General features: G+C 42.6%; 23 protein-coding genes. 19 read left to right on the top strand and 4 right to left on the bottom strand.

Translation table 11 applies throughout. The features are described from left to right. Positions 1 to 10 precede the first annotated feature (10 nt). From ACMXYX_RS09710 to ACMXYX_RS09665, 10 genes are all read left to right on the top strand, one after another. Positions 11 to 589, top strand: coding sequence for a class I SAM-dependent methyltransferase (locus ACMXYX_RS09710; RefSeq protein WP_415905948.1), 579 nt, complete (start codon positions 11 to 13; stop codon positions 587 to 589). A 232-nt stretch (positions 590 to 821) separates the two neighbouring features. Beyond that, positions 822 to 1,505 carry a TIGR00153 family protein gene (locus ACMXYX_RS09705; RefSeq protein WP_415884304.1) on the top strand — a complete coding sequence of 228 codons (684 nt, stop codon included), beginning with the start codon at positions 822 to 824 and terminating at the stop codon, positions 1,503 to 1,505. Positions 1,506 to 1,523: 18 nt separating this feature from the next. After that, the gene (locus ACMXYX_RS09700; protein WP_415891078.1) at positions 1,524 to 2,789 is read left to right on the top strand and encodes an inorganic phosphate transporter; all 1,266 of its coding nucleotides are present in this window, start codon (positions 1,524 to 1,526) and stop codon (positions 2,787 to 2,789) included. Between the two features lie 174 nt (positions 2,790 to 2,963). Continuing rightward, positions 2,964 to 4,397 carry an aspartate kinase gene (locus tag ACMXYX_RS09695; RefSeq protein WP_415896363.1) on the top strand — a complete coding sequence of 478 codons (1,434 nt, stop codon included), beginning with the start codon at positions 2,964 to 2,966 and terminating at the stop codon, positions 4,395 to 4,397. A 130-nt stretch (positions 4,398 to 4,527) separates the two neighbouring features. Further along, positions 4,528 to 5,274: an FAD-binding oxidoreductase gene (locus tag ACMXYX_RS09690; protein ID WP_415896362.1), complete on the top strand. Its 747-nt coding sequence runs from the start codon at positions 4,528 to 4,530 to the stop codon at positions 5,272 to 5,274. A 99-nt stretch (positions 5,275 to 5,373) separates the two neighbouring features. After that, positions 5,374 to 5,976, top strand: coding sequence for a CBS domain-containing protein (locus ACMXYX_RS09685; protein ID WP_415881498.1), 603 nt, complete (start codon positions 5,374 to 5,376; stop codon positions 5,974 to 5,976). A 120-nt stretch (positions 5,977 to 6,096) separates the two neighbouring features. After that, positions 6,097 to 7,254 carry a type III PLP-dependent enzyme gene (locus ACMXYX_RS09680; protein WP_415896361.1) on the top strand — a complete coding sequence of 386 codons (1,158 nt, stop codon included), beginning with the start codon at positions 6,097 to 6,099 and terminating at the stop codon, positions 7,252 to 7,254. Between the two features lie 155 nt (positions 7,255 to 7,409). Continuing rightward, positions 7,410 to 8,300, top strand: coding sequence for a diguanylate cyclase (locus tag ACMXYX_RS09675; protein ID WP_415881496.1), 891 nt, complete (start codon positions 7,410 to 7,412; stop codon positions 8,298 to 8,300). An 83-nt stretch (positions 8,301 to 8,383) separates the two neighbouring features. Continuing rightward, positions 8,384 to 8,860 carry a DUF2947 domain-containing protein gene (locus ACMXYX_RS09670; protein ID WP_415896360.1) on the top strand — a complete coding sequence of 159 codons (477 nt, stop codon included), beginning with the start codon at positions 8,384 to 8,386 and terminating at the stop codon, positions 8,858 to 8,860. Between the two features lie 756 nt (positions 8,861 to 9,616). Continuing rightward, positions 9,617 to 10,390, top strand: coding sequence for a helix-turn-helix domain-containing protein (locus ACMXYX_RS09665; protein ID WP_415884659.1), 774 nt, complete (start codon positions 9,617 to 9,619; stop codon positions 10,388 to 10,390). A 14-nt stretch (positions 10,391 to 10,404) separates the two neighbouring features. Here ACMXYX_RS09665 and ACMXYX_RS09660 read toward each other — a convergent pair whose 3' ends face one another. After that, positions 10,405 to 10,674, bottom strand: a complete 270-nt coding sequence (locus ACMXYX_RS09660; protein WP_415881494.1) for a hypothetical protein — start codon at positions 10,672 to 10,674, stop codon at positions 10,405 to 10,407. Between the two features lie 290 nt (positions 10,675 to 10,964). On the opposite strand from ACMXYX_RS09660, the gene ACMXYX_RS09655 reads away from it, so the two are divergent. The 5 genes from ACMXYX_RS09655 (at position 10,965) to ACMXYX_RS09635 (ending at position 15,890) form a co-directional block, all read left to right on the top strand. Then, on the top strand, positions 10,965 to 11,471 hold the full coding sequence (locus ACMXYX_RS09655; RefSeq protein ID WP_415881493.1) for an FKBP-type peptidyl-prolyl cis-trans isomerase: 507 nt from the start codon (positions 10,965 to 10,967) through the stop codon (positions 11,469 to 11,471). A 177-nt stretch (positions 11,472 to 11,648) separates the two neighbouring features. Continuing rightward, positions 11,649 to 11,954 carry a hypothetical protein gene (locus ACMXYX_RS09650; protein WP_415881492.1) on the top strand — a complete coding sequence of 102 codons (306 nt, stop codon included), beginning with the start codon at positions 11,649 to 11,651 and terminating at the stop codon, positions 11,952 to 11,954. A gap of 79 nt (positions 11,955 to 12,033) precedes the next feature. Continuing rightward, a complete protein-coding gene (locus ACMXYX_RS09645; RefSeq protein ID WP_415896359.1) occupies positions 12,034 to 12,954 on the top strand; it encodes an AAA family ATPase in 921 nt (306 codons plus the stop codon). Further along, positions 12,941 to 13,927, top strand: coding sequence for a DUF58 domain-containing protein (locus tag ACMXYX_RS09640; protein WP_415896358.1), 987 nt, complete (start codon positions 12,941 to 12,943; stop codon positions 13,925 to 13,927). The genes ACMXYX_RS09645 and ACMXYX_RS09640 overlap by 14 nt, the downstream gene beginning before the upstream one ends. Further along, positions 13,905 to 15,890, top strand: coding sequence for a transglutaminaseTgpA domain-containing protein (locus tag ACMXYX_RS09635; protein ID WP_415905947.1), 1,986 nt, complete (start codon positions 13,905 to 13,907; stop codon positions 15,888 to 15,890). The genes ACMXYX_RS09640 and ACMXYX_RS09635 overlap by 23 nt, the downstream gene beginning before the upstream one ends. A gap of 1 nt (position 15,891) precedes the next feature. Here the strand turns inward: ACMXYX_RS09635 and ACMXYX_RS09630 are convergent, their stop codons facing one another. Next, entirely contained in the window at positions 15,892 to 16,476 is a 585-nt protein-coding gene (locus tag ACMXYX_RS09630; RefSeq protein ID WP_415896356.1) for a uracil-DNA glycosylase family protein, read from the bottom strand. 62 nt (positions 16,477 to 16,538) lie between these two features. Between ACMXYX_RS09630 and ACMXYX_RS09625 the strand changes: the two genes are divergently transcribed. Further along, on the top strand, positions 16,539 to 17,240 hold the full coding sequence (locus ACMXYX_RS09625) for a M48 family metallopeptidase (RefSeq protein ID WP_415896355.1): 702 nt from the start codon (positions 16,539 to 16,541) through the stop codon (positions 17,238 to 17,240). A gap of 166 nt (positions 17,241 to 17,406) precedes the next feature. Beyond that, entirely contained in the window at positions 17,407 to 19,206 is a 1,800-nt protein-coding gene (locus ACMXYX_RS09620) for a methyl-accepting chemotaxis protein (RefSeq protein ID WP_415881486.1), read from the top strand. 63 nt (positions 19,207 to 19,269) lie between these two features. Here ACMXYX_RS09620 and ACMXYX_RS09615 read toward each other — a convergent pair whose 3' ends face one another. Then, complete coding sequence (locus ACMXYX_RS09615) at positions 19,270 to 20,070, bottom strand: response regulator (protein WP_415881485.1); 801 nt, start codon at positions 20,068 to 20,070, stop codon at positions 19,270 to 19,272. Between the two features lie 688 nt (positions 20,071 to 20,758). Between ACMXYX_RS09615 and ACMXYX_RS09610 the strand changes: the two genes are divergently transcribed. Next, a complete protein-coding gene (locus ACMXYX_RS09610) occupies positions 20,759 to 21,412 on the top strand; it encodes a TetR/AcrR family transcriptional regulator (RefSeq protein ID WP_415881484.1) in 654 nt (217 codons plus the stop codon). A gap of 47 nt (positions 21,413 to 21,459) precedes the next feature. Here ACMXYX_RS09610 and ACMXYX_RS09605 read toward each other — a convergent pair whose 3' ends face one another. Further along, positions 21,460 to 21,918, bottom strand: coding sequence for a hypothetical protein (locus ACMXYX_RS09605; RefSeq protein ID WP_415896354.1), 459 nt, complete (start codon positions 21,916 to 21,918; stop codon positions 21,460 to 21,462). Between the two features lie 163 nt (positions 21,919 to 22,081). Here ACMXYX_RS09605 and ACMXYX_RS09600 point away from each other — a divergent pair, with 163 nt between their 5' ends. Further along, a complete protein-coding gene (locus ACMXYX_RS09600) occupies positions 22,082 to 26,941 on the top strand; it encodes an alpha-2-macroglobulin family protein (protein ID WP_415905946.1) in 4,860 nt (1,619 codons plus the stop codon). The last annotated feature ends 32 nt before the right edge of the window (positions 26,942 to 26,973 follow it).

Here is a 26,973-nt window from a genome sequence, read left to right as displayed (position 1 = left end):
AAGGATTTCAATGAGCAAAGCACAGCAAAAATGGGATCAAAGATACTTGGCGAAAAGCCAAGGCCTAGAATCGGAGCCTGTTGCACCAGAATATCTACAACGTCAGTGGCGTTTTTTAAAAACAGGTCGTGTATTAGATCTGGCAGCAGGAGATGGGGCTGCCTCTATTTTTCTGGCCAAACAAGGCTTTAGCCCGGTAGCAACAGATATCTCTCAAGTAGGTTTGGATCGTTTGTCTGAGGCTATGACTAAGTTGGGTTTGGAAGTGGAAACACATCAGATGGATCTAGAAGAGGCATCGGTTGATTTGTCAGATCTGGGATTGTTCGATTCGATAGTTGTCTCCAGATATAAACCTGCTGATGGATTCTGGGAAAAACTGTTAAGTCTATTGAAGCCAGAAGGTACTTTATTAATGACTACGTTCAATCTGCTCCAGCATGAACGTACCGGTTTTTCGAAGCGATTTTGCTTAAGAGAAAATGAACTTTTAGGTCATTGTGCCGAATTGACTTTAGTGGATTTTGAATCGGACCGAATTGAGTCGGGAATGGACTCATATATTTTTAGGAAAGATGTGAACAAATAGATCGTAATTAAACCTTATTAGCTTTATGTATATACATTGTGATGCAACGGATTTACAAGGCATATTCGCAGTACATCATTTGTCTGCCTTGCATCAAATATTTCAGTTTTTTTACTGAAAAATGACGGTTTTGTAACAAAACTGTAATTACTCTACGCAATAATTCCGTCATAATTCGCGCGCCTGAACACAGGTGTGTTCAATTTATTTTTTGACTTTTAAGGTGCGTTGTATGGTAGCAACCAGTACCCCATTCTTGCAGATGTTTGCGCGTTCACCGTTCAAACCAATGCAGGATCACATTGCAAAAGCGCAAGAGTGTGCTGTTGAGCTTATTCCATTTTTTGATGCGGTGATCGCAGATGATTGGAATGAGGCTGATAAAGTACAAGCACGTATCGCCGTTTTAGAAGGCGAAGCGGATGCTATGAAAAAAGAGATTCGCCAGAATCTGCCTAAAAGTATTTTCCTTCCAGTTCCTCGTACAGATCTCTTAGAAGTTGTACGTATGCAGGACAAAATTGCTAATCGTGCGAAAGATATCGCAGGCATTATGCTTGGCCGTCAAATGAAAGTGCCAGCAGAGATGCAACAAGATATGAAAGACTACGTTCGCGTCGCTTTGCAAACGTCTGAGCAAGCATTGACTGCACTTAAAGAACTGGACGAACTTGTAAATAGCGGTTTCGGTGGTCATGAGATCGACGTCATCGAAAAAATGCTAGAAAAATTGGATGCCCTAGAGCACAACACGGATGAGCACGAACGTGCTATTCGCCTGAAACTGTTTAGCATCGAGAAAGAACTTCCGCCGGTAGATGTTATGTTCCTCTATCAGGTTATTAGTTCAATCGGTGACCTGGCAGATCGCGCACAACAGGTTGGTAGTCGTTTACAGCTATTAGTTGCTCGTTAATTCATTCGGTAAGTAAAGATGGAAATCATTTCTCAATACGGCCATATCCTTGTAATTATGGCATGTGTGTTTGGCTTCTTTATGGCTTGGGGCGTTGGTGCAAACGATGTTGCCAATGCCATGGGTACTTCGGTTGGTTCAAAGGCATTGACTTTGAAACAAGCGATTATGATCGCAATTATTTTCGAATTTCTTGGGGCTTATCTTGCGGGTGGTGCGGTAACAGCAACAATTCGTAAGGGTATTATAGACCCGGCGATCTTGTCTGGAACGCCTGATTTGCTCGTGTTTGGTATGTTATCTGCGCTATTAGCTGCGGGTATCTGGTTGTTAATTGCTACTCACTTTGGCTGGCCTGTATCTACTACACACTCTATCGTAGGTGCGATTGTTGGCTTCGCAGCAGTTGGTATCTCTGTTGATGCGGTTAACTGGGGTAAAGTATCTAAGATCGTAGCAAGTTGGGTCGTATCGCCGGTTACGGCCGGGCTGATAGCCTTCTTCTTATTTAGAAGCGTACAAAAGTTGATACTCGATACTGATAATCCTTTTGCTAACGCTAAAAAATATATCCCAGGTTATATCTTCCTAGTAGGCTTCATGGTTTCCATGGTGACCTTCACTAAAGGTCTTAAACACGTTGGTTTAGATCTTAGCTGGGGTCAAAGCGCATTAGCATCAATTGGTATTGCTGTAATCATCATGTTGATCGGTATGAAGATGCAAAAACGCATCACGCCTGATCCAGAAGCTGATCGCGAACATCACTTTACTAGTGTAGAGAAGCTATTTGGTATCTTGATGATGTTCACTGCCTGCGCAATGGCTTTTGCCCACGGTTCTAACGATGTTGCAAACGCGGTAGGCCCTCTAGCTGCTGTAGTAGGTGTTGTATCAGCTGGTGGTGAAGTGGCGCAGAAATCTGCAATGCCTGTATGGATCTTGCTACTTGGTGGTGGCGGTATCGTTGCTGGTCTTGTTATGTACGGCCATAAGGTAATCGCTACGGTAGGTAACAACATTACTGAGCTTACGCCAAGCCGTGGCTTCGCTGCGACACTTGCTGCTGCAACAACAGTTGTATTTGCGTCGGGTACTGGTTTGCCGATCTCTACTACTCACACATTGGTTGGTGCTGTATTGGGCGTAGGTCTTGCGCGAGGTATGGCTGCACTTAACCTACGTATTGTAGGTACGATCTTTGTATCTTGGGTGGTGACACTGCCTGCAGGTGCCGGTCTAGCGATTATGTTCTTCTTTATGTTTAAAGGTATGTTTACCTAAACATAGAATAGCTTTAAGCAGAAAAGCCCTGTATTCGCGAGAATACGGGGCTTTTTTCTGTCTGAAGGCAATTAAATGATCACAAATCCATCATATTGATGTAAAATTTGGGCCCAATTTTTTTTGCTTTGGGAGTAAATCCCTAAGCTAGAACCAGAAATATCCGGAAAGAAGATGCATACAGTTGAGAAGATCGGCGGCACTTCCATGAGCCGCTTTGAGGAATTGATGGACACCATTTTGGTGGGTAAGCGCACCACACCAGAGGAACTGTATAACCGAATTTTTGTTGTGTCAGCTTATGGCGGTATTACCAACTATCTTCTTGAACACAAGAAAACCGGTGAGCCTGGTGTTTATGCACGTTTTGCTAACGCAGAAAGTGAGCAGGCATGGATCGATGAGCTGAGTAAAGTTCAGGCGAAAATGGAAGAGATCAACGCTGAACTTTTCGCTGATATGGAATTTGAGCGAAACGCTGCGGATGCTTTTGTAATCGAGCGTTTGAATGACGTTCGCGATTGCATGAAGAGCCTGCACCACCTTTGTACTTACGGTCACTTCCAGTTGGAAGAACACCTGATGAAAGTACGTGAGATGCTAGCATCTATCGGTGAGGCGCACAGTGCATACAACTCTGTACTTGTTCTACGTAATTCTGGCATCAATGCACGTTTTGTTGATCTGACAGGTTGGCACCTAGATCAGCCTCTACCGTTTGAAGAGATGGTTAAGACTCAGTTTGCCGATGTTCAGATCGACAAAGAGATGGTTATTGCTACGGGCTATACGCACTGTGAAGAAGGTCTGATGAAGACTTTTGACCGTGGTTACAGCGAGATGACTTTTAGCACGATTGCGACTGTAACAGGTGCTGATGAGGCGATTATCCATAAGGAATATCACCTGAGTTCTGCAGATCCAATGCTCGTTGGAACTGATAACGTAGTAACTATCGGTGCGACTAATTACGATGTAGCCGATCAGCTTTCTAACTTAGGTATGGAAGCTATCCATCCTAAAGCTGCGAAAGGTTTGCGTCGTAACGGTGTTAAATTGCGCATTAAAAACGCATTTGAGCCAGAGCACGAAGGTACGGTTATTAGTCAGGATTACCACAGCAATGCACCTCGTGTTGAGATCATTGCAGGTCGTAATGATGTATTTGGTATCGAAATCTTTGACCAAGAGATGCTTGGTGATGCGGCGTATGATATTGAAATCTCTAAGCTGCTAGCTCAGTTGAAGCTTTACGTGATTAACAAAGATGCTGATGCGAACAGTATCACGTACTATGTTGGCGGTTCTCGTAAGATGGTAAACCGTGCAACGCGCCTAATGGAAGAGATGTATCCAGAAGGCCAGATTCGTTTGCACAATCTTGCGATCGTTTCTGCTATCGGTTCACATATGAAGGTTAAAGGCATCCTTGCTCGTACAGTAAGTGCTTTGGCTGAAGCTGATATCAACGTAATGGCGCTTCACCAGTCTATCCGTCAGGTAGAGATGCAGTGTGTTGTCTCTGAAGATGACTACGAGAAGGCGATCATTGCATTGCATGCCGCTCTGATTGAGCAGAGCCCGCAGAACGTAAATACTGCGGCTTAATCGCAAACTTCTGTAAAGCCCGCGCAAGCGGGCTTTTTTATTAAACATATTTAAATTAATTTGAACGTTTTTTGACCCTGTCTTTCTATAGATGTATGTTTAATACATTTATATAGGTGTGGGTTGAGATATGTTGAGTAATAACAGAGTAGAGTTAAGTCTAGTAGAAAAGCGTTATTTAACACCTCGCTCGATTGAATTAACTTACAAGGGCGAAGGTCCGATTCGTTATATCCCCGGTCAATTTTTTTCGATTGAGTTCACCTACCAAGGTCAGACAAAGGCGAGAAGTTACAGTGTGGCAAATGGGGATTTACCCAGTGTAGATAACAGATTACTCACTTTTGTCATTACTTTGGTCCCTGATGGTGCTGCCAGCGAATATTTTAGAGCTGCAGAACTTGGTAGCACCGTTGCTGTTAATGGGCCTTTTGGCAATTTGATCTTACCTAAAGTCTCCCCCAAGAGGTTTGTCTTTATCGCAACAGGTGCGGGAGTGACGCCGTTTAGGTCTATGTTGCCGGAGCTTCGATCCCGTATCTCTGAAAATCCTGAGTTGAAAATGGTTGTTATCCAAGGGGTGAGGAATAGGGGTGAGTTGCTCTACGCCGATGAGTTTTTCGAGCTTACTCAATTTACTGCCCATGCTAAGTTTATTGCCTGCTTTAGCCGAGAGGAGAGTGAGGCCTTGTCCGAGAATGAAGCATCTGGTTATGTGTCTGACTTATATGTGGATTTGAACGCAAATCCTGATCAGGACATAGTCTATCTCTGTGGTCATCCGGACATGATTGATCAAGCAGTCAGTTATTTTGATCAGCACGGGTTTAACCCCGCCAATCTTAAGCGCGAGAAGTACCAATTCTCTTTACTATAAATGTTTTTCTAGAGGTTAACGAAGCTGGTGATTCAATAGGCGGTAAAATGGAAGCTATGTACTATTCTGATTACAGAGGCAAATCAGAGAGGGAACAGTATGCTTCAGGAATTTCGGCACATCCGATTACAAACAACGACTGATATCGATTACATTTTATCGCCAGATAAAACCGCAACACCTGCTAGCTTGTATAGTCCAGCCTTTGAAGTATTCACCGACTTTACTGAAGTAAAGCCTGTAACAATTCCTGAGTCTTTACCTATTCAAGAAGCGCTTGAGTATATGAAGAGTCAGCACGTGCGGTTGCTCTTTGTCTTGGATAACCAAGATAATTTTACCGGTATTATCACTGCGTCAGATGCCGCAGGTCGAAAAGTCATGGCCTTTATGCAGCGTGATGGGGTTAGTCGAGATCAGGTTCAAGTAAGACATATTATGTTGAGTAAATTGAATATGAATGCGCTTACATATGAGCAACTTAAGGATGCAAGGGTAGGGGATATTATGTTGACCCTTAAAGGGTCTGGAGATCAGCATGTAGTGGTCATTGATGAAAGTTCAGCGGGAGTCCTGAGAATTAGAGGGATAATCTCGGCAAGTGATATCTCAAGGCGCCTGAAAATTGGCTTTGATGTGATGTACGAATCTAAAAGTTTTGCGGAAATAGAACGGGTGATTCGTAGTGGTGAAGGGGCTTAGTTTTAAAGCATAAATCTAATGCTGGACTTGGAATTCTATTACTGACTATACTTCGCGCCTTTACTGTACTAGGCACTGCTAGAGTACTTTGTCTAACCCAATTGTGTGGTGCAATTGCGCATGATTTTACCAAACCAATTTAGTCCCGATGTTCCTAATAAGTTAGAAGCATTAACTCAGACTAAACCTACACCTTTTTTAGCTTTAGACCTTTCAGTTATCGAAACTCGTTTTGCTGAATTGAGTAAGGGGTTTCCTAAAGCTGATGTGTATTACGCAGTAAAAGCAAACCCCGCTAATGAGGTGATTGAGCTATTAGTGAAAGAGGGGGCTAGCTTTGATATCGCTTCCCCGCAGGAGTTAGATAAAGTACTGCAATTTGATGTTGCGCCAGAGCGTATAAGCTACGGAAATACGATTAAGAAGTGCTCTGCAATTAAATACTTCTATGATCACGGTGTACGCCTGTTTGCGACCGACTCTGAGGCCGATCTACGCAATATAGCGGAGTATGCGCCAGGTTCTGATGTCTATATCCGTGTGCTCACTGATGGCTCAGAAGGTGCTGATTGGCCTTTGTCGCGTAAGTTTGGCTGTAACCCAGAAATGGCAATTGAACTTGCTGTGCTTGCGCGTGATTTGGGTTTAAACCCTTATGGGGTTTCCTTCCATGTGGGTTCTCAACAGCGTGATATCGATGTTTGGGATGGTGCGATTGCCAAGGTCAAAGTGATCTTTGAGCGTTTGGTTGAAGAGCATGGCATCCGTTTGCAAATGATTAATATGGGCGGTGGTTTTCCTGCGACCTATTTACAGAAGACCAATGAATTTGAAACCTATGCGGAAGAGATTACGCGCTTTCTAAAAGAAGATTTTGGTGAAGAGCTACCAAGAATTATCCTTGAGCCTGGCCGCTCGTTGGTTGGCGATGCTGGAATCATCGTATCAGAAGTGGTGTTGATCTCTCGAAAATCTTCTACAGCGTTGGAACGTTGGGTCTATACCGATGTAGGCATGTTTAACGGTTTGATTGAAACTTTGGGTGAGGCAATTAAATATCCGCTATCTACTTCAAAGTCAGGGCCTGAAGAGGAGGTGATTCTTGCCGGCCCTACCTGTGATAGTCTAGATATCATGTATGAGCAGCATAAATATGAGTTGCCGCTATCTCTAGAGATCGGTGATCATATCTATTGGTTCTCTACCGGTGCTTACACCACCAGTTATAGCTCGATCGAGTTTAACGGTTTCCCCCCTCTGGATTACTATATTTTGTAATCTTGGTCGCAGTATTTCGGTACTGCGACTAAAAATATCCTTTTTGAATCAAGCTTCTGCGCATAAAAACTGCAAAACAGGTTGTTCATCCTGCCTCAAACAGCTATCTTTTTGGTATGCCAATTTTTATCGTCTGGTTGAGTGGAGAGTAGTGGATGTCGGATAAACAGATTCAAGCTCGCTATGGTGCTGTTCTGGAAGCAACAGCGGATGTAGTGATGGTACTTGAACCAACAGGTTTGATCATGGCGTGTTCTGCAGGTGACGCAGGTTGGTTGGATGCCGATGCGATCATGGGACGTAAACTCGAAGATATTTTCCCTGCTGATATTAGCGGTAATATTACTGCTGCTGGGGTTAAGTCTATTGAGAAGAATACAGCGATTAAGACTTACATTCAGTTAAGACCTGAACACGTACCTGTGTTGAAAGACCAAGGTTTAAGTGAAACAAAATGGATGGAGCTGCGTTGTTCTGCTGCAGGTGATGAGGTTGTAGCGGTTTTTCGAGACATCTCTGCCCAACGAAGACTTGAAAGGCAGGTCACGAATCAGGCCCAGCGTGACCCTCTGACAGGTGCTTATAACCGTCGCGCACTAAGACCTGTATTAGAACAGGCTATCGCACAAGCGCAGCGTTACGATTGGGTCTGCAGCTTGATGGTTATTGATGTTGATGATTTTAGCGACCTTAATGACAGATACTCTTGGGATTGTGGTGATCAAGTTCTACAACAGTTAGTTACCTCTATCCATGGTATGAAGCGTACTTCAGATTTCCTTGCACGTTACGGTGACGATCAGTTTGTAATGTTTATGCCGGAAACGAACCATGAACAGGGTATGGCTGCTGGTAATCGTGTGCGCAAAATGATGGAAGAGATGGAAATCCCTTACGCAGCTGGCGATGTTAAATTTACTGTCAGTGTTGGTGTTGCAGCGCTAGATGGCCTGGAAGACGATCCTGATAACATGTTGAGACGCGCCAACGAGAACCTATTCGTAGCTAAGCAAAGCGGTTGTAACCGTGTTGAAGGTGAAGGATAACCATAGTCCGCTTTCTTTTAAAAAGGGAGCTATTCAGCTCCCTTTTTCTTTTTTTGTGAATCTTAGAAAATTTTGAGTAAACAATGAAATATATTCCGTTGGAAGAGTACACCAAGGCTTGGATCTTTCGTCACAGGGATTTGCCTGTTTCTGAAGAAGATCTTGCGCAGATCAATCCTTTGACGGAAAGTCGTGCGGAGCAGATTTGGTCAGAGCATATAAGCAGAGGTTGCTCTCATCCAGAACACTTTGGAGAAGGTGATTGGGCCGCCAAAGATAAAAACTGGTTTGAGAAAGATTTTTGGCAGAGTGCTTGGGATGCGCAATCAAGTCAAATGCCGGAGCTACTGACAGCCCATATGGCTGAGTGGGATGATAACATCACAGTGTATTTCTGTTACCAAAGTGATCATATTATTGAGACTAAGTGGGGTGTTTTTCGCCGTAATTGGAAGAACTTTCTCTTTTTTGACAATGGGCCTGTATTATTAGGCCGAAAACGTCAGCAGGTTGCTCAGTTTTTCGATAATGGAAGTTATCGCTTAGGTATGCGTACCTAATGAATGCACTTTAGTGGGGGGTAGGCACGATACTGATTGTGCCTCTATTCCTTTCTTATCGCTAAGCTCATTTCTTGATAGCTGTTCACTAGTTTCTAACTTTCTAACGCATAAGCTTAATGAAAATTAATTGCAATATTATTAAGTGAATGTTCAGTATCTATAGATAAATATACAAAACTCCTCTCTAAACAAGTCGTATTTCTTATTAAAAATCTAAAAGAATGCGATGTAATAAATTTGTAATTTGATTTAGCTTAAGTATTGTTTGTTTTTACAAATCTTTGTTTGAATTTTTTATCTTTATATGTCAAAAATAGACTCTTAATATGTTTACTTGTTGTTGCCTTATTCCTTACGAGTTGTGTGTGATATGGGGTCGGTAGTAGTACTAAAGTTCTGATTTTACCATATATATCAGAGTGATTTAGTACAGTATTAGAGAAATTTAAATCAGCTGGAAGGCAAAGAATTCAATGAGCCTACGGCTTTAGTCCATGAAAAATTGACCTGAGAGCGAAAAACACCCTCGATACTATATTTTTTGGTACTTCTTCCATTTTGGAATACGCTTATCATTAACATATGGATTGGGGAATCTATGTTTTTAGGAGTCATAGGTTAATTTTTGTTAAAGCCCCTTTTGTTTGAATTTATGTAATTTGGTCATACCTCTTGGGTGTTTATCTTTAACAAGAATTATTTCCCCTTTAGGTATCAGGACTCACTTTTCAACGGAGTGTTTTAGTGCAAGATATGGAAAGCCTGATTCTACAGCTAAAACAACAGCCAGCACTTCAAGAAAAAACAGTGTTAGCTATTGAATGTACTTGGGATAGGCTATTACAGGAACTAGACGAGTTACTATGCCAGCTTGGTTTTACTTCCTTCACATACTCAGTGCTGACGCGTCAGCATATTGAAGGTTTGTCAGATCATCAGAGGCAGCGTTGGGAAAATGGTTTTGATATTGTCGGTTCGTTACCGGATGCAGTTGTTAAAGCTTATTATCGAGACGTTGCTCATGCTGACCCGTTATGGAAAGTGTTACCAGAAGCGCGTTCTCCACTCGTCGTTAAGAATACCGATAGTAGTGTTGGTTCACAGGCAGAATCGTTTTGGAAACAAAATAATATAGCGTCTCGTGTCTATGTACCTATGACGGGTGCGAGTGATAATTATTGGTTTCATTACTTTGGTCTTTTTCATAGTTTGCCAGCTGGCGAATTTGAAGAGTTTTTCGAGTCAGTAAAGGAGTGGCTGGTACCTATTTTAGCTCGTTATCACTCATTACTGCAGGTTGTTTGTGAGAAAGAGCAAAACCCTTTCCTTAAGCAGGAGCTGTTATCGCATACTTGCCGTCAGATTATTCAGATGACAGCTGAGGGCATGGCGGTAAAAAGAATCGCTGATAAGCTGGCGTTAACTGAGGAAGGAATTACGTATCATATTACTCGAGCCAAACGTGTGTTTGGTGCGCGTAATAAAACTCAGCTTGTTGCGATTTTGTATGAAGTAGGTCTTTTGTAACCATAAGCTATCAATTACGGTTGATAGCTTATGCGTTTGCCGAAACTTAGATTCTCAGTTTCGTACTCTGTAGATTGACTCTCAGTTTCAACCTGATCGACAGGCTTGCCGCTAAAGTCTCCACCACTGATTATTTCCCACTCGTTGTCATGCTTGTGTAAGTAGGCGTAACAGCAACAGCATTTATACAACTCACTACCTTTCAATTCACTAATCTTTTTTAGTGCTGAGTGTGGTTTGTGATGCAATACAAGGCTGTAGCATAGCGTACATGCCTTTTCCATTAGCTTGATCCTCCATGATAAGGCTATCAATAGATACAAATTAGCACAGGGATCTAGATTTGGAGCTAAGAAAAATTCCTATTTTCTAGTGAAGGTGTAATTTCTTTGTGTGATAGATAGCTAGAACTAGCAGCATTTTGGTGCAATCTGTATGATTGACTTAACTAAGTTTTTACTTGTGGTTGGACCTTTAGCTAGGTTTCCAAATCCTAATCAGGGTGATGGTTTATTGCAGTGTTAATTTCATCTGCAGCTTAAGTGTATCTCCCTCTAAATAGAGAATTCTTTGTATGCAAATTGCTGAAAATCTAGTTGGTTACATCCACTACACACTAAAAAATGAAGAAGGTGAAGTTCTAGATTCTTCTCAGGGCCAAGAGCCATTACCATTCGTTTGTGGCGCTAACAATATTGTTCCTGGTTTGGAAAAAGCGCTGATTGGCAAAACGGTTGGTGATAAGTTAGATGTTGTTGTGACACCTGAAGAAGGTTACGGCGATGTGCGTGAAGAGCTAGTGCAGACAGTTGATCGTGCTAATTTTCAAGGTATTGATGACATTCAGGTTGGTATGCAGTTTATGGCTGAAGCACCTTGGGGGCAGCAGCCAGTTACAGTTGTAGCTCTTGAAGAAGATGGCGTTATCCTTGATGGTAACCACCCTCTAGCGGGCCAAACACTGACTTTTAATGTCGAAGTGACTAATGTTCGTGAAGCGACAGAAGAAGAGTTATCTCATGGCCACGTACACGAAGGTGGTGAAAGCTGCTGTGATAGTGGTGATTCTTGCTGTGACTAATATGTCTGATCTGTAATTATAAAAGCCCGGTTTATACCGGGTTTTTTTGTGACTATCTATGCCCTCTAGCCTTCGTAATACCTGATCTTTGACTATTATTAATCTAAACGTTTCGGTGTTACGTACAATGCTCATCTCTTTTTAAATTATCCGCAAGCATAGTTCTGGAGGCTTTTTATGAACATAGAGCAAATGGGTATGCTAAAGCAGCAGGCAAGAATCAAGGGTGTTAATTTTATCGAATCTGGGTGTGGCCCTATGGTTATCGAGGTGGAATTCGATGATCATGATCATTTACACAAAGAGTTGATCAAAGATCAGGAAGGTAAGGTTGTTACCTGTCACAATGTAAAAGAGGGTTATGATATCTGCCTTAAAGCCGGCATTCATGAGGCCAACCTTGTTCAGATCGAGACTCATGATGAAGCGTGCCGTTCTGATTTTGCGGATTATCACCAAGATTCAATCCCTCTTAAATTTTAACAGTAAGATGGGATAAGCTCGTGCAGGAGCTAAACCAAACTGGCATAGTAATTACTCAGGGATATGGAGTAAGGTGTTCATGCGCGAAAAGCTAGATCAGATTGTTGAGGCAGTTGGCCAGGTTTTATATGGGAAAGAAGTTCAAATCAGGCAGGCGCTTACTTGTTTGATTACTGGGGGGCATCTATTAATTGAAGATCTGCCTGGGATGGGGAAAACGACTTTATCCCATGCCTTGGCTAAAGTGCTTGGGCTAGATTATCAACGAATTCAATTTACTAGTGATATGTTGCCCGCTGATATTTTAGGGGCATCTATTTTTGATTCTGCTAACGGTCAGTTTATTTTTCATAAAGGGCCTGTTTTTGCCCAGCTCATATTAGCTGACGAAATTAATCGTACAACACCAAAAACACAAAGCGCACTGCTAGAGGCGATGGAAGAAAGGCAGGTAACGGTTGAAGGGCGTAGTTACGATTTACCTCAACCTTTCTTTGTTATTGCCACCCAAAACCCAATTTCCCAATATGGTACTTTTCCACTGCCTGAATCTCAGCTCGATCGTTTCTTAATGCGTATTCATCTTGGTTACCCTTCATTAGAAGCTGAAAGGGAGCTTTTATTAGGTGGGGATGCCCGTAAGAAAATCCCGGACCTTAATGAGCAGCTTGAGCTTATCGAGCTTGATCAGATTCGAGGTGAGTGTGCTCAGGTTTCTGTATCAGGTAGTGTGCTGGATTATATTCAGAGGCTGGTTAAGTACAGTCGCGAATCAACAGAATTTGAATATGGCATATCTCCGCGAGGGAGTTTGGCGTTACTAAATACAGCTAAAACCTGGGCCTATATTAGTGGTAGAGAGTATGTGATTCCTGAAGATATACAATCTTTGCTAGGACCTGTATTTGCACACCGTCTACGTTCATCGGAGGATTACATGGATCAGAGTGGTACTGCGCTGGTTCGTAAATTGCTGAGTGAAGTTGATGTGGTTGGTTGATCAAGTCGGTGGCCGGTTTCAAGTATGGGTTGATAAGGTTATCAGTTCTAGGCGGCCTAAAGGTCATTCCATCCTTTTAAATCAAAAACGTATCTATATTTTTCCGACTGCTTCAGGTTGGAGTTTTCTCTTTCTTTGTATCCTTCTTTTTTTTATCGCAACGAATTATCAAAACAACCTTATCCATGCGGTAGCTTACTTGTTGGTAGCCCTTGGAGTGCTAACTATACATTTTACCTATCTAAACCTATCAGGTTTAAGAATCACTGCGCTAAGAGGTAAAAACTGTTTTGCAGGTGATTCAACTTACCTTTCGGTGCTGTTGGAATCTGAAAATAATCGGAACTACGAAACTATTCAGTTGAACTGGAAGGGGCAACCTGAAGAAACGGTCCACCTTGAGAAAGAACAAGCGCGAGATGTAGAACTGAATCTGACTACCCATAAACGAGGTCGTTTAAAGCCGGGTCCACTGAAGATAGAAACCACTTATCCATTTGGTTTATTAAGGGCTTGGAGTTGGGTTGAGTTAGATTTAGATATAGTCGTATTTCCAAAACCTCAAAAAGGACCGCGGCCTGATTTAAATAGTGGTGATCAAGATAGTTATTCTGGGGATAAAAGGGCTGGTGATGATTTTTTTGGTTTGGAAGAGTATCAGCCGGGACAGTCAACTAAACATATCGCTTGGAAGCAATTTGCGCAGGGGCGAGGGTTGTTAGTAAAGCGCTATGTCGGACAGCAAAGTCGTCAGGTGTGGTTGAATTGGGAGTCGTGGCCAGATCTTCCAATGGAGCCTAGGCTCAGTGTTATCTGTTATTGGGCAATTCAATTAGAGCATGAAGGAATAGATTTTGGATTGATGTTGCCCAATAACCGAATTCAACCTTCATCAGGCCCGGATCATTTAGAAAAGGTTTTAACGGTGCTAGCGGTATTTGGAGGTGCGAATGGCAACACTGGCCATGCATAACCAGCAGCTAAGCCGTACGGCACTACTATGGCAGTTGATTAGTGTGTTTGTGGTTGTTCTGCCTCACGTTAGCCATCTGCCTGTTTGGGTGCCAGGTATAGTGCTGTTCACATTAAGCTGGCGAGTGATGGTCTTTATTGGTCGTTGGTCGTTTCCTGCTAAATGGTTTAAATCTGTTTTGGTTTTTGTCGCAGGAGCATCCGTTCTGCTCAGTTATCAAGAGGGAGGGGGGATTAGCTCTACCGTTTCCTTATTAGTTGTTGCCTTCTCCTTAAAACTGTTGGAAATCTACAAGCGGCGTGATGCTTTGGTTGTTCTCTATGTGGCATATCTTATCGCTGCATCTATTTTTCTTTTCACGCAAACAATATGGATGGCAATTTACACATTATTCTGTTTGTTGGTTGTAAGTACTGCTTTACAGGCGATACATATTCATCGTGCAGTGCCATTCTTTCAGCCGTTTAAGCGAACCTGCTTGATGTTTATTCCGGTGTTCCCATTAATGATTGTCTTATTTATGGGCATGCCGCGAATAGATCCACTCTGGCAGATTAGTTTTGATAAAAGTGCGGCCAAAACCGGTTTGTCTGACACCATGACTCCAGGCGATATCACACGATTGACTCGCTCAGCAGAGGTGGCTTTTAGAGCGACTTTTGAGGGAGTAAAGCCGCCGCAATCAAGCTTATATTGGCGCGCGATTGTTCTTCATGACTTTGATGGTCGTAGTTGGAGTAATCTAGAAAGTAGTTTGGTAAATAGAGATAAAGCGACAGAGTCAGAGCGTTCTGGTGCAAAAATTGGTTATGAGCTCATTTTAGAGCCTACTCAGGCGACTTATGTTCCCGCATTAGATTATGTAAGCAAAACCCCCAGTGAATTAGAGTTCCGTGCTGGGCGAGTATTAGAAACACGTAGCCCATTAATTCAGCGGAAACAATTTTCATTAGTTGCAAGGCCTGCTTTGTCTATAGGCTCTGAGCGAAGCTATCAGAGCTTTACCCGAGAAATTTATTTGCCCGAAGGCAATCCTGTGACAATGGAATTAGCTCGACAATGGTGGCGAGAAACCGGAACTGAAGAGGCGTTTATTCGGCGAATACTTGAATTTTTCAATAAAAACTTCAGCTATACACTCTCCCCGCCACCGCTGGGGGTGAATACTGTGGATGATTTTCTCTTCAAAACACAAAGGGGGTTCTGTGGCCATTACTCAAGCGCTACGGCATTTATGCTTCGTTCGGTGGGTATTCCAGCAAGGATTGTCACTGGCTATCAAGGCGGAGAGTGGAATCATTATGAAAATTATCTATTAGTAAGGCAGTATGATGCTCATGCTTGGGTGGAAGCATGGCTTCCGAATAAGGGCTGGGTGCGGATTGATCCAACAGCAGCAGTCTCTCCCGATCGTATTGAAGAGGCGTCGAGTGAAGTGTTATCCCGTGAGCCCGAGTTTTTAAACGAAAGCCCTGTGCAAAGTTTAGGTATTAAGGGCGATGGTTTTTTATCAGAATTAAGGCTGCGTATAGAAGGGTTTAACTATGCTTGGCATCGTTGGGTTTTACACTATCATCATCGACAGATAGATCTGCTTCGTGATCTCTTAGGAGAGGTAACTGCGTGGCGTTTAGTCATATTCCTACTCGTCCCGTTTGCTATAGTGATAACCATCACAATGCTGTTAATGGCTCGGTCTAGTGCTGCGCCACCACAAGATCCCTTTGACTCAAACATTATTCGTTTATCTAATGGTTTAAAGCCGAAGGGCTTACAGAGATCAAAAGGTGAAACGGTAGGTGATTACTGTGCGAGATTAGCTAATGTGCGGCCTGATTTAGCCGAGGTTTGTGGTCAAATTGCTCTGCAATATGAATGTGTTAAATATGCTGCAAATGATGACGGTCCAACAGTTACAGAATTTTCAAAAACTATAGATCAATGCATAGTTTCATTTAGATGATTTAAAGATTGATCATAGCTAATTTTTTTCTTAACAGCGGTAGCGTTTCCGCTTCAAACCAAGGGTTTTTCTTCAACCATAGCTGATTTCTCGGTGAGGGGTGAGGTAAAGGGAAGATAGCTGTAGGTGCTTTATAAGCATTTTTTACACGTTCGGTGAGAGTTTTGTAATTAGCTAAGACTTGATCCTGATTTAGGTAATAACGCTGAGCATACTGTCCAATTAAAAGAGTTAATTGGATGGAAGGCATCTCATTCAATAGGCGCTCGTGCCATGTGGGGGCGCATTCAGGTCTGGGTGGGTTGTCACCTGATCGTCCTTTACCTGGATAACAAAACCCCATAGGCATAATTGCAATCTTGTTATCATTGTAAAAAGTTTCTTTGTCTAATTTTAGCCATTCTCGTAATCTATCGCCGCTGGGGTTGTCCCAAGGGATACCTGAATGATGAACTTTGCTACCTGGGGCTTGGCCGATAATTATAAGCTTAGAATCAGCAGAAGCTTGTACTATTGGGCGAGGCCCTAAAGGGAGTGCTTTTTCACAGAGTCTGCAGCTTCTTATTTGATCAAGAAGTTCGATCAATTTTGAATCCCTCCTAGTAAAAAATTATTTAGCAGTTTTTCTAAACAAGCAGTTATAACCTAATGAATGAAACTATAGAGCAGTACACAATAATTAGAAGTGCGCGTAGAAAAACAGCGGCTATTCAGGTGGATGAAAAAGGCGTCTCAATTCGGGTTCCTGAATGGGTAACTGATCAGTGGATAGAGGCTTGGATTTCTAAGAAACAGGGATGGATATCGCAAAAACAGGCAGTTATGTCACAAAATCTTAAAACGTTTTGTTTGAAAACTGAAAAAGGTGCTTTGTTTCCATTCCTAGGTAACGAATATGTTCTGGATTGGTGTCATGGGGATCGATGGGGTGTTGTATTCGAGGGTGCCAAGCTATTAGTGGTTATGGGTAAACGTCGTTCAAATACGAAGAGTGATTCAGAGCGTGTTGAGGCATTTTTGAAAAAATGGTTTAAAGAGCAGGCTGAACAGGTTATAGCTGAACGAGTTAAACATTGGGCTGATAAAAAAAATGTAAAATATAACTCATTGAAATGTAAGAGTTTTAAGCGTAGGTGGGGCAGCTGTTCGGCGCAAGGTGAAATTACCTTTAACTGGCGACTAGTATTTGCGGATAAAAATATTATAGATTATGTGGTTATTCATGAGTTATCACACCTGACTCATTTAAATCACAGTCCTAAATTTTGGGCGCTTGTTGAGAGGCACTGCCCGGATTGGAAAGAAAAGCGTTCTTATCTTCAATCAAAAAATGCTTGGGTTCTTTGGTGACTGTTTGTTTGAATTGCTGAATGGTTGTGTTATTTTTGATGTGTTTTCATAGTGTTAACAAATAACGCATCGCTATATAAATAGTCTATGCTGTTTGGAAAAGGAGTTTTAGCACTATTCGCCAAATGAGATGGCACAGGCAGCGATAAAAATAATGAGAGCGAAAATGAGCCTATACAAGAGTATCGAGAAATCCTTATTCAATACGTTAACTAAGAAGATCTTGGGTAACGTCCTATTCCTACTTTTACCCCATATCGTTTTACTGCTTATTGGTTACTATCACTTTGAGAAGCTTGAGCAAGGCCTCTCAGGAGTTGAGGCCGCTTCTGTACCTGTAGAGCTTATTCAGTCCCATCTGGATTCCTTTGGCTTTTACGGTGCTTTAACGGTTGGATTCGCTCTTATTACAGGTATTGGTACCATCTTCTTTATGCGTCACCTATTCCTGCGTCCAATTAATGAAATGACAGACATTTTGAAGGCGATTAAGGATAAGGATGGTGATATTTCAGCGACGCTACCTGAGTATACTTACGATGAGATCTCAGAGATGGCAGAAAGCTATAATGGATTCTCTTCTAGCTTAAAAGCAATGATTGCGGAAAGCCGTCGTCGTAGTGTAAGCGTTGCACTTAGCTCAACTCGCTTGCAGAAAGTTCTTATCGAAGCGCAAGGTTCAGCCTCTCAACAAGAAGAGCAGGCACAGAAAGTCTTCCAATCATCTCAAGAGGCCACCCAAGCCATTGATAATATTGCCGGCAGTACTCTTGAGATCTCTGAACGTAACACGCGCAATCTTGATGAAATTCGCACTTCAAGTAACGAACTTGGACGGGTACAGAATCAGGTTGAAGCGATTAGAGAGCAGGTGACTGATTTTCAAGAGACGGTTCATCAGCTTGAGATTAATTCCCGTAACATCACTGAGATCCTGGGCATGGTTAAGGATTTCTCAGATCAAACTAACCTGTTGGCGCTTAATGCATCGATTGAGGCAGCTCGTGCAGGTGAAGCAGGTCGTGGTTTCTCGGTCGTAGCCGATGAAGTACGTAATCTGTCTCAGAAAGTTAGCACAGCTACAAGCGAGATTGATCAAAACATTAGTCAGATGTCTTCTTTAGTAGGTAGTACACGAAACAGTGCTTCTACGATTTTGGAGTATGTTGGCTCTACAGAAGAGTTTATCGGTAGCACAAATGATCAATTCCACGGATTGGTCAGTGACTTTGAAGAATTAAACAGTCAGTTAAGTAGTATTAGTGCTGCCATTGACGAGCTGGCTTATACAAACCGTGAATCGCATAATCATGTTTCAGAAATTACCAACATCTCTACATCAATGCATGGAGAGATTGAGCAATCACGTCGCTTCTCTGAAGAGCTAGAGCACTCGACTGAGGAAACACAGGAACTGCTTTCTCGCTTCATCATCGGTTACGGTGGTTTTGAGGGCATGATCCAAACGGGTCGTCAGTGGAGTCAGCAGGTTCAAGATGCTTTGGAAGAGTTAAGCAATCGTGGTTGTAACATGTTTGATACTAACTACGTCCGTACAAATGATGGTCAGATGCCGGAGAAGTACGACACAAGTTATGCTGATCAATACGAAGCGATGATGCGTCCGTTATTCGATAGCTTTATCAATCAGCGTTCTGAGTTTATCTATGCTATTGCAGTAGATCGTAATGGTTATGCAGCAGCTCACCACACTAAAGTGTCGGAGCGCATTACGGGTAATTTTGAGGTAGATAACTTGAAGAGCCGTAACCGTCGAATCTTTGCCGGTAATCGTGCGGAAGTTCGTCGTGCATCTTCTACAGCACCATTCTTACTGCAGACCTTCATCCGCGATACTGGGGAAATCTTGAATGACCTATCGATTCCTCTGTATATTAATGGTCAGCACTGGGGGGCTTTGATCATGGGCTTTGCCCCAGAAAACTTGCTTGATGATAAAAGTTAAATGATTAAAGACATAAAAAAACGCGGTTAATACCGCGTTTTTTTATGTCTACTTGTATGTCTCTTACATATCAAAGTCTGTAACAAGCTGTTCCACGAGCTGCTTTACGGTGTCGTAAGAAAGAGGTTTGCTACAAATAGCTGAGACACCAGCGCTTTGCACAGCTGCTAAACGGCTCTCGTTTTGCTCACTTGTTACCATCAAAATAGGGACAGTAGGCTGTTCACTATGGCTTCTAATGTGCTCTACAAGTTCTTTACCGTCGACATTAGGCATATTGTAGTCAGTAATGATTAGGTCATATCGACTGCCGTTAGCGATGAATTCAAGGGCTTCAGAGCCGTCTTTGGCTGTATCAACTGAGTGGATTGACAGCGAATCGAGCATTTGCTTTATGTAGTTGCGCGACATTTTGCTGTCATCAACGATCAAAACTCTCAAAGCATCATATTCTTCTCTGTCGCTGTCCGATTCAAAGTCAGTGATGTAATCAAGTGTACTTCTTAATGCCATGCCCATCTCTTCACGGCTAAATGGTTTGGGCAGGATCGCTATGGCACCAGCTTGGCGAATAGGCTCAAGATAACGATAGTGTGTTTCAGAAGATATTAAGAGAAAGGTTATGTGCTCTAAAGCACCTAAACCACGCATCTGGGTAACTAAGTCAGTACCAGTCATATCTGGTAGATGCATAGATGAAAGCACCAAATCCGGAGGAGAGGAAAGCATATGCTCAAGAGCTGGCTTTGCTTCGGAGAATTCTTCGATATTATTTATGCCGAAACTGTTTAAGTGGCCGATGATGATGTGGCGCTGAACTTTAGAAGGCTCGATTACAGTGACATATATACTACTTAATTCCATATCCTAATCCATTGGCTGGTAACTTAGCTGAGTTCGCTAAGGGATAGATAGTTAATTAAAGTTTAGATCATGACAGAGATAACCCTAGCAGAAAAGTGGTGAATAGCGCTTTATATGATTAAAAATACAAGTTTTTGAGTGTTTGGTCTTAAAAGATAAAAATCCACTTACATTTGGTTGTTATTTGACCGATTAAGTTTATGTTTTTGTTTGAATTTTGTTCGATTTTTGAAGATGAGTTTTATGCTTCTTCAGCGATAGACTTATTGATTTGGAACTTTTTGTCATTAAATTGATAGTTTTTGTAACTCTTATCTTATAGGTGCATAGGAAAAGCAAATTCCTGTAGGAAATTGAATTTATAATTTCCCTATAGTCTGTGTATAACTCATTGATATTAAATGGATATGTTTGAAGTTTTAAGGTGGTTTGACTGTTCATTCAAGTGGGTATTTTCTTTAAAACTATAAGGTATCTTATAAATTTCACTATGATGAAATTTTGCCATTAAATTTTGGATTTATTGGTTATATTGATAAGCTAATGCAGCTTGATCTAAATCAGTAAATTCTTATGTTTTGATGTTGTTTGTATAACTAGAGGCGTAGCATAGGAAAAGAGAGGTGGAAAAGCTGATTTATTTTCTGGCGTTTTACCTCATGTGTTCCAAGCAAAAAAGGTCAAAGTGATGTGCCCAAATGGAAACGCCGATCTAACTAGGAGTTTGATTCTTAATGCTGCAACTCGCATCATCAGTCAAGATGGATTACAAGCGCTGACGGCGGGTAGGTTGATTGAAGAGGCAGGGGTTAGCAAAGGAGGACTCTATCATCATTTCCGAACAATGACGGAAGTTGAGATTGAGGTGCTCCAATTACTTTCCAGTAGGATGCTCTTAACATTACAAGGTTACAAAACCCCGAAAACTAAGGAAGAGTTTCTAGATCGAATAGAATCCGAGCTATTTGATTGTTTGATTACCCATGATGAGACAGCGCGAGCACTGTTCGGATATGTGTCATCATCTACATATAATCAACAAGTTCAGGTGTTACTGCGTCAATTAAATGATGATATCTCGCTGCAACGGCTACTCATTCTTCAAAAGATCAATGGTGGGGTGTCTACTGCATCATTGCAGAATACTGTGCAGATGATTTCTACGATTCAAGCTGGTTTGATGATGCGGTTTTACGTTTCAGAAGATCCAGTTAGTGTGAGGAATTACTGGCGCCCCTGCCGATCCTCATTACAGGAGCTGTTGGGTATCAAAGATCAGGCTGATATCAATTGGGAGGTCGTGCAGGCTCCGCCAACACCAGTTTCTTCAATCTGTTCTTAGTTAAGATAAGTGGCCTTGTAGAGATTTCTGCAAGGCCATATATATGTTTATTGATCTGAAAGTTGCTCAGCCATTTGAGTTTTCAAAGTCGAAACGAACTTGTCGCTGTCTTTAAGTGCTTTAATCTCAAGCTTATCTTCATTCTCTTTGAGGTAAAGCGTGATGATCTGCACCATGTTCTCTTTGTGTTGGTTAATCTCTTCGATCTCGCGAAATGTCACGCGTGTTTCTGTCTCTTCAGAAGGTAGCTTTAACAGGATTGATTTAGGTGCAATCTCCACAGACATATTTTTCATTTGATCTTTGGTTTGTTCTAGGTGGTGTTTGTACCAACTAGCTAAGATCAAGCCTACGCCGAGAGGTGCGAGAAGATAGATCTTGGAAAGGTTCATCATCATCAACATGAGCGCAGCGCCAACAAAGCCTAACTGGCAGTTTGTTAGTAGTGATATTTTTTTCTCAAAGAACTCTTTGTCCCAGTGATAAATAGAATCTGATTTGTCCACGCTATTACCTCTCAATAATCAGGCATGAGTCTCGCTTTAAAGGTAATCTTTTGCAAGTATGAAAAGCAGGACAAAAGTCGTGTAACTTGATGTACTATCAAATAGTCTTCGAAGCTTAGATAAAAAGCTCAAATCTGCCCTACAAAATGTAAAGGAGTACTGAATGTCACGTTCTAAATTGCTGGGGTCTGTACTGGTTACCTGTGCGCTGATAGCGGGATGTGATGATAATAAGGACGTTGTAAATGCTGCTAAAAAAGATGCGGCAAGTGATAAGGTTCAAAATGCTGTTGCTGAAGCCTTAGGTGTTCTAGATATATCAGAACGTGAATACGGTGATGTTAATGCGCTAACACTCCTGTTTAATTCTCCTTTAGATCCGGATCAAAAGTTTGAACGTCATGTGGTGATTTCACCAGATCTGGGTACGCCGGTGCTCAGTAAAGATGGACGTTCTCTTAGATTTATTGGTCCAGAGCCGCTTCAAAAATATGATATTCAAATTAAACAAGGCCTAAAAAGCGCTACAGGGGCAGTGCTTGAAACAGGCGTAAGCAAATCGTTAAAGGCTAGAGATTTACCTAAGCTAGTCGCGTTCGAAGCGGGTGGTGCCGTAATGATTCCAGGTAAGGTGGAATCCTTACCTCTGATTGCAGTCAATGTGCCGGAAGCAGAGATCAATATTTATCGGGTAAAGCCGGAAAGTAGCGTTCAGTTTTTTGATGAATATCAATCACTGAAAAGTGGCGATCGATGGTATTTCGACGAAGATGCCCTGGCACGTTCAGTCGATCACGTTTACACAGCACGTATTCGGATTGGAGAAGATAGAAACAAGCGTAATAGAGCCGGATTTGCCGTTGCCTCTGTCCCTAATATTGATCAAGGCGGTGTTTATTTAGCAACGGTTCGTGAGCCCGGTGGGTTTAGTTATCAAGCAACCTGGTTTAGCGTTTCTGCTATAGGCCTGCAAGCCAGAGACTATGGAAAGAGTACGACCTATATTGCCCAAAATGCTGCAACCGGAGATCTACTTAAAGGCGTAACCCTTAATATCCTTGATCGTAATAGTAAGGTGATCGCAACGGGTGAAACAGATGAACAAGGTAGCTGGCAAGTTGATAATGAGTGGCAACGAAAGAGCCCTCGCTTGATCCTAGCGCAACATAATCAGCAGGTGAGCGTTCTCAAATACCACGCACCTTCTCTAGATCTGTCTGATTATCCTGTTCATGGCAGGCCGACTAAAGAAGTAGAAATTTTTACCTTCGCCCCTCGTAATATCTACCGTCCCGGTGAGGAGTTAGTCTTTGGTTCACTTATGCGTGATCAAGACGGCAACTTACTTTCAGGGCCTTTAAAAATAGAGTTAATTAAACCCGATGCAGATTCAGCAGGAACATGGCGAATTGAGCCTTCAAAGCCAGGTTACTATGAGTTCCGATATGATTTTCCAAGTAATGCGATCTTAGGCGGTTGGCAGGCTAAAGTATTTAGCCCAGCAAGTAAGAAAAATGCGGCTTATTTTGATTTCAAAGTAGAGGCCTTTTTACCAGAGCGCCTTCGTCTGGTATTTGATCAAGCAGCATCACCGCTAAGTTTTGATCTGAACGATAAAATCAAAATACCTGTAAAAGGGGAGTACCTGTACGGTGCTGTTGCTGCTGGAAACCGTCTTGATACACAGGTGACATTAAATGCGTGGGCGGAACCGTTTGAAAACCTAAAAGGTTTTAAGTTTGGCGTTCCTTCTACAGTTGATTGGCAGCAGTTTAGTCTACCGTCTGTAAATCTGAATGATGCAGGTGAAACCTCAACTGAATTCAATCTATCTCAATATAATCCACAATCTTTTGAAAGCCCGGCTCGTATTAATGTGCGTTATAGCTTGTTCGAAAGCGGTGGCCGCGCTATTAACCGTTCTCGCTCAGCACTTTTCTGGCCTAAAGATAGTTTTGTCGGTGTGAAGCCTTCTTTCGAAAATGACCAATCTGGAAAAGATGAGAAGGTTAATTTTGAATTAATTAGAGCTGATAAGCAGGGGCAACTACTGAGCTCTGGAGAGATCAGGGCTACGCTCTATCGATTGGAAGAGAAGTATTTCTGGAGTCATACCCCTGAGCGCGGTTGGCACTATCAAATCGAGAAAAATGAATACCCTGTAGCGACTGACTTTATTCAGTTAGCTTCCGGTCAACCTCAGCAATTGTCTATGCCAGTCGAATGGGGCCCATACCGTTTAGAACTAGATGATATTACTGGTAAGAGTAAAACTGTCTATACCTTCCAAGCGGGTGAGCCTTGGTATTACAGCTGGCAAACAGCTTCGGATCGTATCCGCCCCGATCTGGTGACTTTGGCTTTAGACAAAGAGTCATATGAAGCGGGAGACCGCGTTAAAGTAAAACTGGCTTCGCCAACCGAGGGTAAAGCGGTGGTACTTCTTGAAACCGATCAGGTTCTGCATTCCCAAGAAGTTTTGTTAAAGAATCGTGAAGCTGAGGTGGAGATTCCTCTACCTGCAGATCTAAATCGTCACGATGTTTATATCAGTGCCTTTGTCGTAGCGCCAACGGAGCATAAAGACAAAGTAAGTAAGCGTAGTATCGGTATTGTGCATCTGCCTTTGGGTCGTGCTGATCGTGAACTCGATGTAACTATTGACGTTGCTGAATCACTACTTCCAGAAACCAAAGCTAATTTGAACCTTAAAGTCACTGACAAAGCAGGTAAGCCAGTCGAGGGTGATTACTACATCAGCCTAACAGCAGTCGATAGTGGTGTGTTAAGTGTGACGGGCTATAAGCAAGCCGATCCTTTTAACTTCTTCTACGGCCGTCGTGCTTACAACCCGAAAATCAGCGATATGTACAATGATTTAATTGAGCCTCATATGTATAAGGACGCTCAGATTCGCTGGGGCGGTGATGGTGAGCTAGAGCGTGGTGGCGAAGTGCCTCCGACTGAAGTACAGATTTTGAGCCTATACCACTCTCCAATATCTTTAGAAAATGGAGAAGCGACGGTTGAACTTGATCTGCCAGCATTTGATGGTGAGCTGACGTTAACTGCGTTGGCGATGTCAGACAGTACCTTTGGTTTAGAGAGTGAAACAACCAAAGTAGCTTCTCCCGTTGTGGCTCTGTTATCCATGCCTCGTTTCTTAGCTGTCGGTGATCAAACGACCTTGGCGTTGGATTTAGCCAATGTGTCTGGTGAAGCTCAAAATGTATCTGTTAAGTTAACAGATCAGGGGGCTGTGAGTTTAAGGCAAGATAGCTTTGAACTGTCACTCGATAAAGGCGAGAAACAGGTGTTGCCTTTGATTGCCGATGCAGTTGAGTTGGGTGAAGGGTTAATCAGTGCCGAGATTACTTTCGGTGATGTTCAGTTACACCGTGAATGGGTGCTGGGCGTACGTTCAGCGTATCCGGCGGTTTACGGCTCAACTATGCGTGTATTGGCAGAAGGGGAAAGCATTCAATTTCCTGCCGGAGCTATTCAAGATCTCACCAAGCTACAATCGCAGTTGCGTGTAGCGAATACGCCAGATCTAAATGCTCAGCAGCATTTTAAAACTCTGATGAGTTACCCGTACGGTTGTTTAGAGCAAACTACCAGTAAGTCGCAACCTTTGGTGTTGTTATTGGCGGGGGATAGAGCCCCGGCTTACACCCGCTCAGTCACTAATCAACAATTTGAGAATGGTATAAATGCTGCGATCAGTCGATACAGCGAGTTGCAATTAGGTAATGGTGGTTTTGGCTTATGGGATAAATTCTCACCAGAAGAGCATTGGTTAACGGCTTATGCGACGGATTTCTTGCTGCATTTAGATCGTTCAGGTTTTGCTGTACCTAATGCCATGCTGACTAATTCTGTAGGTCGTCTACGCGCTTACGTACATAACCGTAAAGCGATTTCGGTTAGAACTTGGTCAGATATTCCTTCCCATTACGAAATATCTTACAAAGCTTATGCTGCTTATGTTTTGGCTAAGCAGGGTGAAGTGACCTTAGGGCCATTGCGCGATCTGGCAGAGCAGCAACTTAACGACTCTCGTGGTGTGCTGCCGGGGGTGCACTTAGGATTAGCGATTATTGAAACCGGTAGCCTGCAAGAAGGTGAAGTCCTAGTGGAGCAGGCTCTGTCAAAAGAAAGGGCGGAGGGTTATCTAGGAGATTATGGCACGGTCATTCGCGATAAAGCGATGGCGATCCATACCATTTTGGAACAGCCTAATGCCCGTTCATTACACAGCGTTGCCTTGCAACATATCCCCGACCTACTTTCTCTTTTGAAGCAGCAGCGTTGGTTAAGTACACAGGAAAAGGCCGCCTTACTGCACTTGTCGAATGCGCTTAATCAAATGGATAAAGAGGGAGAATGGCAGGGGAAATTACTTCAAGGTGAAATTGAGACGTTGCTGGAAGCTACGACCGAGCTAGGTCGTAATCTTGATAGTTCAGAACTAGCTTCTACTGTGTTCACCAATACAAAAGACAAACCGGCTTATGCAAGTTTCCATTGGACGGGTATCCCGAAACAGATGCCTAAAGAAGTGAATGAAGGGATCAATTTAGATATAGATCAATTCCGTGTCTTGGATGGCAATGCGCAATTACTGAAGAAGAATCAAGTATTAAAAACTGGCGATCTGCTGTTAACGCGTGTGAGGCTTTATAGCGAAAAACGTGTGCCAGATGGTTTATTGGTAAGTTTGTTGCCTGCTGGGGTAGAGCTTGAAAATCAGAACCTACAGCATGCGCTTAAGTTAAAAGATATTCGTATTGACGGAGAGGCCGTGTCTCAGAGGGCGATGATCTCCTATCAGGCATTTAAAGATGATCGTTATGTTGCCGCCGTTGATATTCCAGAAAAACGCGAGCAGGTGGTTTATTTCTTAAGCCGAGCTGTAACGCCAGGGCATTACTTAGTACCACCTGTACAGGCTGAGTCAATGTACAAACCGGCCCACCGGGGTGTTGCTAATAGTATTGAGTACTTAACAGTTATCCCTTAAACGAGGGCGCCTTAAACATGGGCTCCTTGAAT

The organism is Neptuniibacter sp. QD72_48, assembly GCF_047778065.1.
Lineage (GTDB): Bacteria > Pseudomonadota > Gammaproteobacteria > Pseudomonadales > Balneatricaceae > Neptuniibacter.
Note: the sequence above shows the minus strand (reverse complement) of the source record. Positions and strands in the feature narration are given on the sequence as shown.

Bases quoted from the DNA above. Each gene is read 5' to 3' on its own strand.
- ACMXYX_RS09655 (WP_415881493.1), top strand. From the start codon at position 10,965: ATGCAAATTGCTGAAAATCTAGTTGGTTACATCCACTACACACTAAAA.
- ACMXYX_RS09705 (WP_415884304.1), top strand. From the start codon at position 822: ATGGTAGCAACCAGTACCCCATTCTTGCAGATGTTTGCGCGTTCACCG.
- ACMXYX_RS09660 (WP_415881494.1), bottom strand. From the start codon at position 10,674: ATGGAAAAGGCATGTACGCTATGCTACAGCCTTGTATTGCATCACAAA.
- ACMXYX_RS09700 (WP_415891078.1), top strand. From the start codon at position 1,524: ATGGAAATCATTTCTCAATACGGCCATATCCTTGTAATTATGGCATGT.
- ACMXYX_RS09635 (WP_415905947.1), top strand. From the start codon at position 13,905: ATGGCAACACTGGCCATGCATAACCAGCAGCTAAGCCGTACGGCACTA.
- ACMXYX_RS09625 (WP_415896355.1), top strand. From the start codon at position 16,539: ATGAATGAAACTATAGAGCAGTACACAATAATTAGAAGTGCGCGTAGA.
- ACMXYX_RS09665 (WP_415884659.1), top strand. From the start codon at position 9,617: ATGGAAAGCCTGATTCTACAGCTAAAACAACAGCCAGCACTTCAAGAA.
- ACMXYX_RS09615 (WP_415881485.1), bottom strand. From the start codon at position 20,070: ATGGAATTAAGTAGTATATATGTCACTGTAATCGAGCCTTCTAAAGTT.
- ACMXYX_RS09620 (WP_415881486.1), top strand. From the start codon at position 17,407: ATGAGCCTATACAAGAGTATCGAGAAATCCTTATTCAATACGTTAACT.
- ACMXYX_RS09710 (WP_415905948.1), top strand. From the start codon at position 11: ATGAGCAAAGCACAGCAAAAATGGGATCAAAGATACTTGGCGAAAAGC.
- ACMXYX_RS09685 (WP_415881498.1), top strand. From the start codon at position 5,374: ATGCTTCAGGAATTTCGGCACATCCGATTACAAACAACGACTGATATC.
- ACMXYX_RS09610 (WP_415881484.1), top strand. From the start codon at position 20,759: ATGTGCCCAAATGGAAACGCCGATCTAACTAGGAGTTTGATTCTTAAT.
- ACMXYX_RS09645 (WP_415896359.1), top strand. From the start codon at position 12,034: ATGCGCGAAAAGCTAGATCAGATTGTTGAGGCAGTTGGCCAGGTTTTA.
- ACMXYX_RS09680 (WP_415896361.1), top strand. From the start codon at position 6,097: ATGATTTTACCAAACCAATTTAGTCCCGATGTTCCTAATAAGTTAGAA.
- ACMXYX_RS09650 (WP_415881492.1), top strand. From the start codon at position 11,649: ATGAACATAGAGCAAATGGGTATGCTAAAGCAGCAGGCAAGAATCAAG.
- ACMXYX_RS09640 (WP_415896358.1), top strand. From the start codon at position 12,941: ATGTGGTTGGTTGATCAAGTCGGTGGCCGGTTTCAAGTATGGGTTGAT.
- ACMXYX_RS09695 (WP_415896363.1), top strand. From the start codon at position 2,964: ATGCATACAGTTGAGAAGATCGGCGGCACTTCCATGAGCCGCTTTGAG.
- ACMXYX_RS09600 (WP_415905946.1), top strand. From the start codon at position 22,082: ATGTCACGTTCTAAATTGCTGGGGTCTGTACTGGTTACCTGTGCGCTG.
- ACMXYX_RS09670 (WP_415896360.1), top strand. From the start codon at position 8,384: ATGAAATATATTCCGTTGGAAGAGTACACCAAGGCTTGGATCTTTCGT.
- ACMXYX_RS09675 (WP_415881496.1), top strand. From the start codon at position 7,410: ATGTCGGATAAACAGATTCAAGCTCGCTATGGTGCTGTTCTGGAAGCA.
- ACMXYX_RS09690 (WP_415896362.1), top strand. From the start codon at position 4,528: ATGTTGAGTAATAACAGAGTAGAGTTAAGTCTAGTAGAAAAGCGTTAT.